The following is a 14,366-nucleotide window of genomic DNA, read 5'->3' as shown; positions in this document are numbered from 1 at the left end:
AAAAACAGCGAATAGAGTCAAGCCAACAAGCGCTGGATATGCTCCTGCAACGTATCCAGATCGAACGGCTTGGCCAGGATCGGTGCATTGCGCGTGATCGGGCTGTTGCAGTCGAGAATTTCCTGCGGGTAGCCGCTGATAAAGATGACTTTCAATTCCGGGCGCAGCTTGACCGCCGGTTCAGCGATCTGCACGCCGGAAATTCCGCCCGGCAGGCGGTAGTCGGTGACCATCAGGTCCAGGTGCGGCTTGGTCGCCAGGATCTGGAACGCCTGCTCCCCGTCAATTGCCTTCAACACCCGATAGCCCAGGCCTGCCAGGTACTCACCCAGCACAAACATAATGGATTCGTCGTCCTCGACGATCAGTACGACATCTTGTGCATCTTCACTCATGGGAAGCCTTTGTCCGGTCAATTGCTGCAATTACGACCATGGGGTCACGCAGAGGTTGCGTCGGGGTGACGATTGATTTCATACGGACGGCTCAAGGGGCAGGCACACCCGAAACAAGGCGCCCTCGCCTATCTGGCTCTCGACCTCGATGGTGCCGCCGTGGGCTGCAACGATCTGCTCTGAAATAAACAACCCGAGGCCCAGGCCCGCCGCCACCTGGCTGGCGGAAACCCGCTCGAACTGCTGGAAAATACGCTTCTGGTTCTCTTGGCTGATACCGATGCCACGGTCGCGCACCTCTACCCGCGCTTCGCCATGCTCGCGGTATACGCGCACATCCACCGGGCTCTTGGCCCCGTAGCGCAAGGCGTTGGTCAGCAGGTTGGTGACCACCTGCTCGATACGGAACTCGTCCCAGTTGCCTTCCACCGGTTCTTCAGCCACCAGGTGCATGGACGAGTCGGCCGCCGCCACTTGCGGCGCGAAGTTCTCGACCAGGTTGCGCACCAGTTGCGCGAGGTCAAAACGCCCCGGGCGAATCGACAATTTACCGGTGCGGATGCGCGACACGTCGAGCATGTCTTCAATCAGGCGGATCAGGCTCTGGATTTGCCGTTCATCGCGGTCAACCATGGCGTGCATCTTGTCCAGGGTAAACGCGGCCGCATTGTCCCGCGCCAGGTGCATCTTGCGCAGTTGGGTTTCAAGGATCAGGCCGTTGAGCGGCGTACGCACTTCATGGGCGACGATCGACATGAAGTCATCGCGCATGCGCACCGCCTGCTCCAGTTCGGCCTGGGTGGCCTGCAGGCGCGTGAGCAACAGTTCCTGCTCACGACGCGCGCGCTCCAGGGCTTCGAGTTGCTGCTTGACTGCCTTGGTCTGGCGATACAGGTCGACGAACACATTGACCTTGCTCTTCACCGCATGGATATCCAGCGGCTTGTGCAGGAAGTCCACGGCGCCGCTTTCGTAGCCTTTGAAGGCGTAATTGAGTTCGCGGCCGGCGGCACTGACGAACACAATCGGGATGTTCTTGGTTTTTTCGGTACCGCGCATCAGCTCGGCCAGCTCGAAACCATTCATGCCGGGCATCTGCACGTCGAGAATCGCCATGGCGAATTCGTGCTCCAGCAACAGGGACAAGGCTTCATCGGCGCTCAATGCCTTGAAGACCTGGCGATCCTCGCGCTTGATCAGCGCTTCGAGGGCCAGCAGGTTCTCCGGCAGATCGTCAACGATCAGCAGTTTGGCCTGGACAGTACTTAACATGGGGAATATTCCAGGGAAGCCAACAGTGAACCAATGTGGCTCAACGTAAGAATGTGGTCAGGTGTATGCAGCGCCAGGGCTGCACGGGGCATGATGGCAACACGTGCTTCAGTGGGTTCTTGCACCACGGTAGTTCCACACTGTTGCTTGACGTGGGCCAGGCCACGCGCGCCGTCCTGGTTGGCGCCGGTCAACAGTATGGCGAGCAGGCCCGGGCCGTAGGTATCGGCGGCGGACTCGAACAGGAAATCGATCGCGGGTCGCGAATGGTGCACGCGCTCTTCCTGGCTCAACGACAGGCTGCGATCGTGCTCTACCGACAGGTGATAGCCGGGGCCGGCAAAATACAGAGTGCCAGGCTGGATCACTTCCTTGTCGCGCGCTTCCACCACCGGCATGGCCAGGCGGCGGGCAAACACTTCGGCCAACTGGCTGCGGCGCTCATCGGGCAGGTGCAACACCGTGATGATCGGCAACCCGAACCCTCTGGGCAGTTCGGCAAAAACCTTCAGCAACGCCTCGACACCACCGGCGGATGCACCGATGACGATAGCCTCTATACCCGCGACCAATGGCGGGTTGGCAGTCGCTTGAGTCATAGTTTTCGGTAGATCCGTTCCTGTTTGACCAAGGGTTCGAATTGTTTGCCGAAGGCGGAGAAATCCAGGGTCTCCTTGCTGCCCAGCACCAGGAAGCCGCGATGGCACAGCGACTCATGAAACAATCCGAATGCTCGATCCTGCAATTTTTTATTGAAGTAAATCAATACGTTACGACATGAAATTAATTGTGTTTCTGAGAACACGCTGTCGGTCGCCAGACTGTGATCGGCGAATGTCACGTTCTCACGCAGCGACTTGTCGAAGATCGCGTAATCGTAAGCCGCGGTGTAGTAGTCGGCAAATGAACGTTGGCCACCGGCCTGCTGATAGTTGGCGGTGTAGGCCCGCACATTCTCCAGGGAAAAGATGCCCTGCTTGGCCTTGTCCAGGGACGCCGGGTTGATGTCCGTCGCGTAGATGATCGTGCGCTCCAGCAAGCCCTCCTCGCGCAACAGGATGGCCATGGAGTACACCTCCTCCCCCGTGCTGCAGCCGGCGATCCAGATCTTGATCGACGGGTAGGTCTTGAGCAGCGGCACCACTTCCTGACGGATTGCCAGGAAGTGCGACGGATCGCGAAACATCTCGCTCACCGGAATCGTCAGGAACTGCAGCAGTTGCATGAACGCTGCCGGGTCGTGCAGCACCCGCTCCTGCAGCGCCGAAATGGTCGCACAATCAAACTGGCGCAAGGCGTGCGCCACGCGGCGTTTGACTGACGCACCGGAGTAGTCGCGAAAGTCGTAGCTGTACTTGAGGTAAATCGCCTCGATCAACAGGCGCAGCTCAATATCGCTGCTCTTCTCCAAAAAACTTCGCTCCACTTAAATGCGTTCCATCTTCGGTAGCCATACGCGAATCAGCGAGAACAGACGGTCCAGATCAATCGGCTTGGCCAGGTAATCGTTGGAACCCGCCGCCAGGCAGCGTTCCTGATCGTCCTTCATGGCCTTGGCCGTCACGGCAATGATCGGCAGCTTCTTCCAGCGCGGGTCCTGGCGGATCAGGGCAGTGGCCTCGTAACCGTCCATTTCCGGCATCATCACGTCCATCAGCACCAGATCGATGTCCTCGACTTCGTTGAGTTTGTCGATGGCCTCGCGGCCGTTACGCCCGATCACCACCACGGCGCCTTTGTGCTCCAGGGCGCTGGTCAGGGCGAAGATGTTGCGCACATCGTCGTCCACCAGCAGGATCTTGCGCCCCTCGAAGACTTTGTCGCGACTGCGGGCGGTCTTGAGCATCTTCTGGCGATCATGGGACAGCTGGGATTCGACTTTGTGCAGAAAGAGTGTGACTTCATCCAGCAGGCGCTCCGGCGAGCGCGCGCCCTTGATGATGATCGAGCGCGAATACTTGCGCAGTTCGGTTTCTTCATCGCGGGTCAGGTTGCGCCCGGTGTAGACAATCACCGGCGGGAACGAGCAGATATCCTCTGTGGCCATGCGCTTGAGCAATTCGTTGCCGAGCATGTCCGGCAACTTCAGGTCGATGATCATGCAGTCATAGATATTGGTGCGCAGCAGGTCGAGGGCGGCCTGGGCATAGCCAACATCGGTGATTTCAATGTCATCGTCGCCGATCAAGCGGGCAATGCTGTCGCGCTGCAGGTCATCATCTTCCACCAGCAGCACGCGCTTGACCTTCTGGGTCAGCTTGGCCTCCAGGCGCGCGAACACGTCCTTGAGCTCCTCACGGGTGGTGGGCTTCACCGCATAACCGATCGCGCCCATGTGCATGGCGGCTTCGACGCGGTCTTCCACGGAAATCACATGCACCGGGATGTGGCGGGTATTGGCGTGCTCCTTGAGGCGTTGCAACACGGTCAGCCCGGAGTGATCCGGCAGGCGCATGTCCAACAGGATCGCGTCCGGAGTGTATTCCTCGGCCAGGCTGTAGCCCTCGTCGGCGCCGTGGGCCACCAGGCAGTGGTAACCCAGTTCATGGGCCAGGTCGAAGAGAATACGGGCGAAATTCGGCTCGTCCTCCACCACCAGGATGCAGCGTGTGGTAAACGGTGCCTTGTCGCGGTCATCGGCAAACCGCGGGATCAGTTGCGCATCGGCCACCGGCAGCGGCGACACCGCGATGGGCTTGGGCACAGGGGCGGCCACCACCTGGCGCGGCTGCTCGATAGGCGGGGCATCTTCCTGGCGTTCGACGTACTGCTCAGGCAAGACCAGGGTAAACACGCTGCCTTTGCCAGGCTCGCTGGTCACGCTGATATAGCCGCCGAGCAAGCTGGCCAGGTCGCGCGAGATCGACAGGCCCAGGCCGGTGCCGCCATAACGGCGGTTGGTGGTGCCGTCGGCCTGGCGGAAGGCCTCAAAGATGCTTTCCTGCTGGCCCGGGGCAATGCCGATGCCGGAGTCGCGCACGCTGAACGCAATGCCTTCGCCTGCCGCACGGTACACCGACAGGCTCACTTGGCCCTGCTCGGTAAATTTGACCGCGTTGGACAGCAGGTTCTTGAGGATCTGCTCCAGACGCTGGCGGTCGGTGAACAACATCGCCGGTGTGCCTTCCTGGACCTCCACCTGGAAACCCAGCTTGCGGTCGGCAGCCAGCGGTTCGAACATGCCGCGCAGGCCGTCGACCAGGCGCGCCACGCTGGAATTTTCCGGGCGCATTTCGAGCTTGCCGGCTTCGACCTTGGAAATATCGAGGATGTCGTTGATCAGGTTGAGCAGGTCATTGCCGGCCGAATAGATCGACTCGGCGAACTTGACCTGTTCGGCGCTGAGGTTTTCCTGCGGGTTCTCCGCCAGCAACTTGGCCAGGATCAGCGAGCTGTTCAGCGGCGTGCGCAGCTCGTGGGACATATTGGCGAGGAATTCGGACTTGTACTTGCTCGAGCGCTGCAGTTCTTCGGCGCGGTCTTCCAGCTCGAGCTGGGCCTGGTTGAGCTCGACGTTCTTGCGGTCCATGGCGTCGCGCTGCTCGGCCAGGGTCTGGGTCTGTTCGGCCAACTGCTCGTTGGTCTGCTCCAGCTCCGCCTGCTGGGTTTCCAGGTGGGCCTGGGACTCCTTGAGGATGCGCGACTGTTCTTCCAGTTCCTCGTTGGCGGTCTTGAGCTCTTCCTGCTGCACCTGCAGTTCTTCGTTGAGCTGCTGGGTTTCGGCGAGGACTTCCTGCAGACGCTGGCGATAACGCGCGGCCTCGATGGATGTGCCGATGTTCCCGGCAATCAGCTCCAGCAGCTCTACATCACGCTCTTCCAACGGGCGCAGGAACCCCAGCTCGATCACTCCATTGACGCGGTCGTCGTCGCTGGTCGGCACCACCAGCACACTGCGGGTCGGGCCATCGCCAAGGCCGGAGCTGACCTTGAAGTAATCCACCGGCACGTCGTCGAGGCGAATCAGGCGGTCCAGCTGGGCAGCCTGGCCGACGATGCCCTCGTCGCTGTAGATCGACTGTTCCAATTGCTCCTGCTCGCGGGAGAAGCCATAAGTGGCCACGCGCTTGAGGCCGCCGTGCTCCTCACGCACATACAACGCGGCGACGGCCGAGCCCATGTACTGGGCGAAGAATTGCAGGATATTGCGCCCGAGCATGTTCAGGGTCAGCTGGCCCAGCACTTGTTCGGCCAGTTCGGTCTGGCCGTTACGCAGCCAGGCCTGTTGTTCGAGGCGCCGCGCGATCTTCTGTTGTGACGCGAGGTTTGCGCTATAACTGTCTGAAAGCGCTAGTAAATTCTTACGACCGATATAGGCGAGAAAACCACTCAGGCCCAGCACGAAAGCCAGGTATGCGGTCACGCTGATCACGGTGGTGCGGGTGACATCTTGATTGCGCGTGACGCGGAACTGCTGCTCCATCTCCACGGCGTCTGCATATTCCTGGCGAATCGCGTCGGTCAGGCTCTTGCCGCGACCGGACTTCACCGCCCCCCGGTAATCGCCGCTCTGGCGTTGCAGGTCAATCATCGATTGGGCGTACTTGTTCCACTCGGCCTGCATCGCCTCCAGGCGCTTGAGCCGATCCACTTGCTGAGGGTTATCCGCCACCAGCTCCTGCAAATTGTGTAAATCACCAATGATGCGCGGCTTGGCCACTTCATACGGGTCGAGGAAATGCTCGTCACCGGTGATCAGGAAGCCGCGCAAGCCGGTTTCCAGGTCCACCGTCAGCTTGGACGACTCGTTGAGGTTGTTGATGACCCGGTCGGTGTGCTCCACCCACTGGATAACCGAGAGCAAATAGGTGATCAGACAGACGAAAAACACCGCACTGAGCACGCCCACACCCAGGGGCAAAGCCACGTTTCGGCTGAGCAGTGTACGAAAGCTCTTTTCATCGACGGACGACGCAGGAGTCATGGGCATGCCTTGGCCAAGTATGGAAAAACCGGGAGTTTGCCCCAAAGTGGCGGTACAGGGCTACGTTTCTAATGTGTATTGAGGATTAAGCGTACAGATTCCTGCGCCACGACCTGTGCCGCCCGCCAAGTCCCTTACATCCGCCCAACCAAAACATTTATGACATTTCTGCAGGCGGTCCCACCGGAACTGCTCAGTTCGGCTCGTCACTCATTTGCAGTAGGCCTCACGCGCAGTGAGGCTTTTTTGTAGGCGATTATCCTAATCTGCAAAGGTGATAACGATGATGTCTTCGTCCGTTTCGCAACTACAGCCCCGGGTCACAGAGCACGCCCATCCTGCAACGTCAGCGCAATCCACCCACACTGCTGCCGACGTAAACGACACCCCCCCGGCGAACACGCCAAGTACGCCCCCATCGGATTCATCCCAGGCGCGTGCGCAAGCAAATGCACACAATTGGAAGAACCTGGCACTACAACTGACCCGCGCGGCTAAAAGCCTGGCCGAGGACGCGGCGCCCTCTGCCGTGCTGGCCCATTTGAAAAACACTCAGGTCGCGATTGATGCGCGCTCCGACGATCATCGGTTCAACGCCTTGGGCGGCGCGCCCTCTGTCAGCCTCGAAATGTTTATCAAGCATCATGATTTGCCCATCCCTCAGACCCGATCCGACCTGGCTCACCTGGCCGAAGCCGCTCACGCTCACGCCCTGCAACAGCCAGAGGGCAATCTCGGCGGAGCGCTGTCCTGGCCCCATCCCCTGACGCAGGAGGAGCAACGCAAGGTCCGGGTCATTGTCGATTCCAGCATCCTGCGCAGTGATAACCAGACCCCCTCCTCCGACACCCAGACGCAATTGGCCCGAGGCGCATTGGGTGCGCTGATAAACGCCGCCTCGTTGTCGGAGGCCCAATTGCAGCAACCGGCCCAGGCCCTGCAAACCCTGCTCAAGTCACCCAAGGCCCAGGCGATAGGCCAAGCCGTACAGGACGGCCTGAATGGCATTGCCACGCCCACCAGCCTCGGCGATTACGTGATGGCCGCCATTAACATTGGCCTGGATCGTGAGTCCGTCGAGCAACCCCGGCGGCAGTCGGTCGCCGGCTTTGATCTGAGTCAGGAAGCGTATTGGGGCATGCCCGCGGCCACTGTCGTCGATGGGCTGAGTCGCCATCTGGTGACTGCCGGCCGGGTCACGCAGGCCGAAGCCAAACTCGCCACCCACGTGTTGCTGGCACGCGTGGCGCCGCAGTTGCTGGTCCAGGATATTCCCGGCAGCGTGGTCAATGGCAGCCAGGCCTGGGTCAATTTCTGTCGGGCAGTGGCCAAGATCGAGGCGATTGCGCCGGGAACGGCGTCACAGATGAGCTACGGCCATGTCATGAGCGCGGCACAAGCGCTGAATGATCCCCCGGACCACATCACCCAGGCCTTGCTGCTGGATTGGGGCGTGATCAATGGCCTTGTCGCCAGGAAAGAGGACGCGCTCTACACCCCGCAGGAGGTGGAAACCGTCAGGACCGCGTTCAATCAGCAAATCAACGAAAGAACCACGGCCTCTGAATTACTTGGGGCCAGCATTCCAAGTCGCAAAGCGATTGCCCTGGAGAAGCTCAAGCAACAGTTTGGCGAAGGCCTACCGTTCGAGGAGAAATGTCTCACGACGGTTTCGGATGACAAATCCAAGCAGTTGGATGGCAAGCATTCGATGCTCGACATGGCGATGATGGGGATCAATGTCCGCTGGAAAACCGACGATAGCCGGATCCCCATAGACGCGATCAACGAGCGGCCCAGGCTTAACGTCAACGGCGAGTTTCTCGGCCAGTACGAAACCGCTGTCGACTCCCTGGAAAAAGGCGTCAAGACCCAAATAAGGCACTTGATCTCTGAACTGCCCCTGGAAGATCGAAAAAACCTCGAACTGGGTAAAATTGATCTTTACCAAAAAAACCAATATGTCATTGATACAGGGTTTATAAACCCGCCCGTCTTTCGCTCCAGACGCAATGAGTTGCTGATAAGAACGCAGCGAATGGTGGATGGAAAACCGCAGGTGTGCGTGTATGAAGTGGACATTTTAAACAGCCGCATCATCAAGCGCTCGGAAGCGGCCATTACCCGGGGCGATCAACGCAACAGCAATATCCAGACCCGCATAGAAAAATTCATACCGGATGACCATGACCGCCAAGCGCCTGAGAGAACGCCGGTGGATTCGGCGCCAGTCCCTTTGAGCTTTACTTCCGCACGCACACACTACCTCGCCGACGCTTTTTTTAAACATCTGGATATCGGTGGCCATGACCAACGCACGCAAGCCTTTGGAACCACGACACTGGATCAGCAGAAAGCCGGGGGTGAGCGCGTCAAGGAGTTTTTCCTCAATTTGATTCCCTTGAGGTCGGCCATTGTCAATTTTCGCCAGGGTGACTACGAGTCGGGCCTTATCGACCTTGGCCTGGATGCGTTCGGTCTCTTGACCGCGGGCTACGGAGCCGGCGCAAAAGTCGCCAAGGTAGCCTCGACGGGTGCCTCCGCCGCGGTGAAGGCTGCGCACGCGGGACGCATCATCGGCGGCGCCCTGATCAGCGCACTCAACCCTTTGAGCGGCGCCAAGGGCCTGGCCATCGGTACAGCCGCATTGGCGACCCAGGGCGCCAGAATGTTCAGCCATTCAGGCCAATGGCTGATCAACAAGGTTCGGGGCGCATCGGGGAGCTATGACCTGCTGAAGGCGGCCAACAAGGAATATGGGGCGGCAGCCCTGGGGTCGTATAAAGTCGCCGAGGGTTCCGTCGACGGGGTCGCTGTCCATCGCAATGGCAACTGGTACGCCTACAATCCGCTCAAGCAGGAGGCATTTGGCGCGCCCCTGCAGCACTTCACCCCTCTGAATGGCAGGCCAGGCCCTATCGACGCTGGAGCACCGATCGGGCCTCATCACGAAGGGTTCAAGAACAACCTCGAGCGTGCGCAGTGGCCGCATAATCGCGCTGATTTCAATCGCGGCTTTGAAAGTGGCGATGTGACCCGTCTTCGCGATTATTACCCAGATATCAGCGCGCAAGGGCTCATCGAACTGATTTCCAAGCCCGGCCGGACTGCGGAAGAAATTGGCATGCTTGCCAAGGAAATCAAGTCGAAGGCCATAGAGAATGCACAATACGCCTCACATCTTCTGAACTGTGACGTCGATGCACCCGGTGTGCGGTTATTCCCGGCGTCACAGACCCACTACCACGCGCATGTCGACCCCGCCTCCCGCGGCGAGTGCGCGGCAATGGCAAATACGATGGCGCTGGCGATCGAGCATGGCAAAGAAGACGTGTTCCTCACCAACCTGTACCGCGCCGCCGACGCGCCCTTGACCCCCGAAGCGCAAACCTTCATCAAGACCCTGAGAACTTTTCAAGATGTGGTCGGCGACAAAAAAAGCTTTCACCTGGACCAAACCGTCACAAAATGCACGGCCGCGCAAATCATCGAAGACCTGACCAACTCCCCCACCTCGAAAACCCTGAGGATCGGTGAGAAAGATCATGGGCTGTTAGCCGGCATCAAGGTCAAGAACGGAGAAACAGAATGGTTTTTTTACGACCCGGACGCAGGGCTGGTGAAATTCCAAACATTGCAATCGATGCAGGAAGGCCTGGATAAAGCGTTAAGCAGCGGGCTGACTGCGGTGACGCGCAGGCCCTATGGCAAAAAACACGGCACGCTGACCTACAACGTCAGCGAATTCCAAGCGCGCGATTTGGCTGCCGACAAGGTTGACGGTGCGGCCGTAGCGCAGTTGATGACGCCGCTATAATGCCTGGCACGTGAATAGCCCTCGCCTCACTCGACCACGTGAGGCGCAGGGTCCTCTCCCGAGCGGGACATTCTTGTCCATTGCCTTCACAATGAAGACCTGCTGCGGGAACTTGCCAGGATCGAAGCCACTCATTAGAAGATGGTCTTTGCACTGAGCACGACCTGCACCTCACTTTTCGGGAACCCTCATTATGTCCGCCACCGCCCCCACCATCCTTGTCGTCGAAGACGATGCCATCGTGCGCATGTTGATCGTCGATGTGCTTGAAGAGTTGGAGTTCCAGGTGCTTGAGGCCGCCGACGCCGAAGAGGCCCTGAAAGTGGTGGAAGACTCCAGCAATGTCATCAACCTGATGATGACCGATGTCGGCCTGCCGGACATGGATGGCAAGCAACTGGCGACCAAAGTGCGCGAACTACGTGCTGAACTGCCGATCCTGTTTGCCAGCGGCTATGCCGACAGCATCGATGTGCCCGAGGGCATGCACGTGATTGGCAAGCCGTTTTCCATCGATCAACTGCGCGACAAAGTCAAAGCCATACTGGCAGCATGACACTTCCCCGTTGCCGCCTATCGCTCTTTGGAGCGGTAGGCCCACTGCTCTTCCCCTTCCTAAACAACTAATTCATTCGGGTTGCTAGCGCGTCTGGATATAGCTGCTAATTTCAATCGACAGGTCCTACAGCGTTTATGACGCAGGGCAGCCCGAGCACGTAGATGTAGTCGGGCAAGTCGCCATGGAATTGGGGAATTGTCATGTCCAGATCACCGCTTGTTCCGGCATTGATGCTGGCCGCGTTCACCTTGCCGACGTTTTCTGCACACGCCGATAACGCCGATACCGCCAACAAGAGTAACAACCCGCTCAATCTGGCGCCGGGCGCCAATTTGCAGGACTATTACACGCCCAGGTTGTATGACAGTAACGCGCACACCAATGACCTGTTGCTGCGCGGTACATTGCCGATTGCACCGTCGGACTTCATCGGCGTGCCGCAGTTGTTGCGTGCCACGCTGCCGATCAGCACCCGCCCGGATCCGCACAGTGGCTACAGCACCGGCATCGGCGACCTCAACCTGTTCGATATTTTCCTGCTCAAGACCGGCAGTGGGACACAGTGCTGAACATCGTCGAACCCTCCCAGCATCTTGGCTACTACGACCAGCGGTGGGAACGTAGCGCCTGGTTCTACGAGGCGGTCACCAACACCAAGGGCATGGTGTCCAAGACCCCGGGCCTGGGCCAGACCTACCTCGGCGCCGACACCGATAAAGACGGCCAATGGCTAGACGGCGGCAAACACTACACGCTGCATGTAGGCGCCAATCCACCCGCCAGGCAATTCTGGTCACTGACGGTCTACGACATCGACAGCCGCTGCCTGATCGACAACCCACAACGCAAGGCCGACCTGTCTTCACGCCAGGATTTACAGAAAAACCCCGATGGATCGATCGATCTTTACTTCGGACCGCACGCGCCAAAAGACTTCGAGAGCAACTGGGTGCAAACTCTCCCCGGCAAACATTGGTTCAGCTATTTCCGACTGTACGCGCCGACCGAGGCCTACTTCGATAAAAGCTGGAAACTCGACGACATCACCCCAGTTCCCTAAGAGACGCAACAACATGATCAGAAAACCGACGCGCCTGCTGTTGGCGAGCCTCTCGATACTCATGAGTACCGGCGCCTGGGCCGATTTCACCGCGACGCCCAGCGAAGCCCGGGCCATTGCCAAGGAAGCCTACTTGTATGGCTACCCGGTGGTGGAAATGTACAAGACGCTCTACACCCAAGCCGTCGACAAGGGCGGTGCCAACTTCAAGGCACCGTTCAACCACATCGGCAACACCGCCCAGGTCTTCACGCCCAAGGACAGCGCTTTCGTCACCCCGAACTCGGACACGCCCTACTCCTTCGTCTGGCTGGACCTGCGCAGCGAGCCGCAAGTGCTGACCCTGCCCAAGATCGAAGACAACCGTTACTACTCGGTGCAGTTGATCGACCTCTACACGCAGAACTTCGCCTACCTGGGCACGCGCAGCACCGGCAATAACGGCGGCCACTACATGATCGCCGGCCCGGACTGGAAAGGTCAGCAGCCGGTCGACATCGACCGCGTGGTCTACAGCGAAAGCAACATCGCCTATGCCCTGTACCGCACGCAATTGTTTGACGAGAAGGACCTGAACAAGGTCAAGCAGATCCAGAATGGCTACAAGGTGCAGCCGCTGAGCAGCTACGTGAAGCAAGCGGCGCCGGCCAAGGCACCGAAGATCGAATGGCCCAAGCCCATGGCGACCATGACCGAAGGCCCGCAGCTGTTTCGCTACCTCAACTTCATGCTGGCCTTCGCCGCTCCCCAGGACAGTGAAAAAGACCTGCTGGCGCGCTTTGCCAAGATTGGTATCGCCCCCGGCGCGCCGTTCAAGGTCAAGGACCTGACGGCTGAACAGCGCAAGTCCCTGGAAGAAGGGATTGCCGACGCCCGCGCCGAATTCGCCGCCTTCAAGAAAGACAAGGTCGACACCCACCAGGTCAGCAGCGGTGACCTGTTCGGCAGCCGCGATCACCTGCAGAACAACTACCTGTACCGCTACGCCGGTGCGGACATGGGGATTTTCGGCAATTCCACCGATGAGGCCGCCTACCTGGGTTATTTCGTCGACAGCGAGGGCAAGCCGGCCAACGGCGCACGCCACAGCTACACCGTGCATTTCGCCAAGGACCAGCTGCCACCAGCCGACGCGTTCTGGTCGCTGACCATGTACGACGGCAAGACCAAGCTGCTGGTGCCCAACCACAAGAAACGCTACCTGATCAATTCGCGCATGCTGCCCAACCTCAAGCTGGACGCCGATGGCGGCCTGACCCTGGCGTTGCAGCATCACGAACCACCGAAGGCCGAGCAGAGCAACTGGCTGCCGGCCCCACCCGGTCCGTTTTACGCGGTACTGCGGATTTACCTGCCCAAGCCTGAGGTAGGTAATGGTCAATGGAAACTGCCGCCCTTGACCCCGTTGAAGTAGCACTGCCTGCCCGGTCGCAACAGGGGTAGACCGGGCATGTAGCCCCAGATATCAGGCCGACAAGGAGTAGCGCCATGATTTCACGTGCCCGACTGAGTGCGTTCTGTGCATCGACATTGGCCCTGGTGCCAGGCATGGGATTTGCCGACAACGCCAGGGACTGGCAGAACACGCCCACTGACTTGAACATGGTGTTCGGCTATTACAACCGAGTCGACACCAACACCCCCATCGACACCACGCTGCCGATCACCGGCCTGTCGTTGAATGCCGACCTCTACCTGTTCCGCTACGCGCGCTCGTTCGGCATTGACGGGCGCAACAGCGCCATTCAGTTCATCCAGCCGTACGCGGATGTCTCGGCGTCGTTCGACAATGCGCGCTTCTTCGACGGTACCAAGCACAACGGCGGGTGACCCGGGCGTGGAGGTACGCCTGCGCGACGGTCGCCAGGAACTGCTGCGCAACCCGCAAACCTATGACCTGATCACCCTGGAACCGCCGCCGCCCTCCGCCGCTGGCATGGTCAACCTGTATTCCCAGGACTTCTACCCGTTGGCGGCCACGCGCCTGGGCAAACAGGGCCTGCTGGCGCAATGGCTGCCGATGCATTGCCGGTCACCGACGACCAGCCGCGCATCGAATACGCGCCGTGGGTGCGCAGCCAGGAGATCACGCGGTTGCTGCCGACGTTGCTCGACCTGCGGGTGCCGGCGCCGCTGGTCAATGCCGATGCAGCCTTCACCCGCACCCTGGCCGCCGAGCAGCAACGCCTGCTGCAGTTCTACCGCGCGAGCCTGCATGCCTACGACGGCGACCGCGATGCCTGGGGCCGGGATATTCGCGATGTTTTGCAGCAAGACAGCGCCAACCCCTACTACCGCTGGTTTATCACCCCGTAAAACAGGTAATGTGCGCGCGATTG

General features: G+C 59.6%; 8 protein-coding genes and 4 pseudogenes. 7 read left to right on the top strand and 5 right to left on the bottom strand.

Annotated features, from left to right (window positions below):
• Positions 1 to 17: 17 nt before the first annotated feature.
• The 5 genes from C9990_RS15325 to C9990_RS15305 all read right to left on the bottom strand — a co-directional run bounded on the left by C9990_RS15325 (position 18) and on the right by C9990_RS15305 (position 6,591).
• A complete protein-coding gene (locus C9990_RS15325; protein ID WP_065905380.1) occupies positions 18 to 395 on the bottom strand; it encodes a response regulator in 378 nt (125 codons plus the stop codon).
• A 78-nt stretch (positions 396 to 473) separates the two neighbouring features.
• Positions 474 to 1,667 carry a hybrid sensor histidine kinase/response regulator gene (locus tag C9990_RS15320; RefSeq protein ID WP_065905381.1) on the bottom strand — a complete coding sequence of 398 codons (1,194 nt, stop codon included), beginning with the start codon at positions 1,665 to 1,667 and terminating at the stop codon, positions 474 to 476.
• On the bottom strand, positions 1,661 to 2,266 hold the full coding sequence (locus C9990_RS15315; protein ID WP_106803813.1) for a chemotaxis protein CheB: 606 nt from the start codon (positions 2,264 to 2,266) through the stop codon (positions 1,661 to 1,663). Before C9990_RS15315 ends, C9990_RS15320 begins: the two co-directional genes overlap by 7 nt.
• Positions 2,263 to 3,093, bottom strand: coding sequence for a protein-glutamate O-methyltransferase CheR (locus C9990_RS15310; RefSeq protein WP_371920652.1), 831 nt, complete (start codon positions 3,091 to 3,093; stop codon positions 2,263 to 2,265). The genes C9990_RS15315 and C9990_RS15310 overlap by 4 nt, the downstream gene beginning before the upstream one ends.
• Positions 3,094 to 6,591, bottom strand: a complete 3,498-nt coding sequence (locus tag C9990_RS15305; protein ID WP_106803812.1) for a response regulator — start codon at positions 6,589 to 6,591, stop codon at positions 3,094 to 3,096. It lies immediately after the preceding gene.
• Between the two features lie 283 nt (positions 6,592 to 6,874).
• Here C9990_RS15305 and C9990_RS15295 point away from each other — a divergent pair, with 283 nt between their 5' ends.
• The 7 genes and pseudogenes from C9990_RS15295 to C9990_RS15265 all read left to right on the top strand — a co-directional run.
• Positions 6,875 to 10,408 (top strand): hypothetical protein, encoded by a 3,534-nt coding sequence (locus tag C9990_RS15295; RefSeq protein WP_157955079.1) that lies wholly within the window; start codon positions 6,875 to 6,877, stop codon positions 10,406 to 10,408.
• 193 nt (positions 10,409 to 10,601) lie between these two features.
• Positions 10,602 to 10,964, top strand: a complete 363-nt coding sequence (locus C9990_RS15290; protein ID WP_106803809.1) for a response regulator — start codon at positions 10,602 to 10,604, stop codon at positions 10,962 to 10,964.
• Between the two features lie 233 nt (positions 10,965 to 11,197).
• Positions 11,198 to 11,515 (top strand): annotated as a pseudogene (locus C9990_RS15285) (hypothetical protein); the annotation flags it as partial.
• Positions 11,512 to 12,027 (top strand): annotated as a pseudogene (locus C9990_RS15280) (DUF1214 domain-containing protein); the annotation flags it as partial. The pseudogenes C9990_RS15285 and C9990_RS15280, both read left to right, overlap by 4 nt.
• Positions 12,028 to 12,040: 13 nt before the next feature.
• On the top strand, positions 12,041 to 13,441 hold the full coding sequence (locus C9990_RS15275) for a DUF1254 domain-containing protein (protein WP_065905394.1): 1,401 nt from the start codon (positions 12,041 to 12,043) through the stop codon (positions 13,439 to 13,441).
• A 74-nt stretch (positions 13,442 to 13,515) separates the two neighbouring features.
• Positions 13,516 to 13,854 (top strand): annotated as a pseudogene (locus tag C9990_RS15270) (transporter); the annotation flags it as partial.
• Positions 13,850 to 14,343: pseudogene (locus tag C9990_RS15265) on the top strand (hypothetical protein); the annotation flags it as partial. The pseudogenes C9990_RS15270 and C9990_RS15265, both read left to right, overlap by 5 nt.
• Between the last annotated feature and the right edge of the window lie 23 nt (positions 14,344 to 14,366).

The organism is Pseudomonas sp. S5D5, from assembly GCF_003013355.1.
Lineage (GTDB): Bacteria > Pseudomonadota > Gammaproteobacteria > Pseudomonadales > Pseudomonadaceae > Aquipseudomonas > Aquipseudomonas aylmerensis.
The sequence above is the reverse complement of the archived record's forward strand: the minus strand, read 5'-3'. Positions and strand labels throughout refer to the sequence as shown.

Coding starts and splice junctions, on each gene's coding strand:
- C9990_RS15315 (WP_106803813.1), bottom strand. CDS start 2,266: ATGACTCAAGCGACTGCCAACCCGCCATTGGTCGCGGGTATAGAGGCT.
- C9990_RS15320 (WP_065905381.1), bottom strand. CDS start 1,667: ATGTTAAGTACTGTCCAGGCCAAACTGCTGATCGTTGACGATCTGCCG.
- C9990_RS15325 (WP_065905380.1), bottom strand. CDS start 395: ATGAGTGAAGATGCACAAGATGTCGTACTGATCGTCGAGGACGACGAA.
- C9990_RS15275 (WP_065905394.1), top strand. CDS start 12,041: ATGATCAGAAAACCGACGCGCCTGCTGTTGGCGAGCCTCTCGATACTC.
- C9990_RS15305 (WP_106803812.1), bottom strand. CDS start 6,591: ATGACTCCTGCGTCGTCCGTCGATGAAAAGAGCTTTCGTACACTGCTC.
- C9990_RS15290 (WP_106803809.1), top strand. CDS start 10,602: ATGTCCGCCACCGCCCCCACCATCCTTGTCGTCGAAGACGATGCCATC.
- C9990_RS15295 (WP_157955079.1), top strand. CDS start 6,875: ATGATGTCTTCGTCCGTTTCGCAACTACAGCCCCGGGTCACAGAGCAC.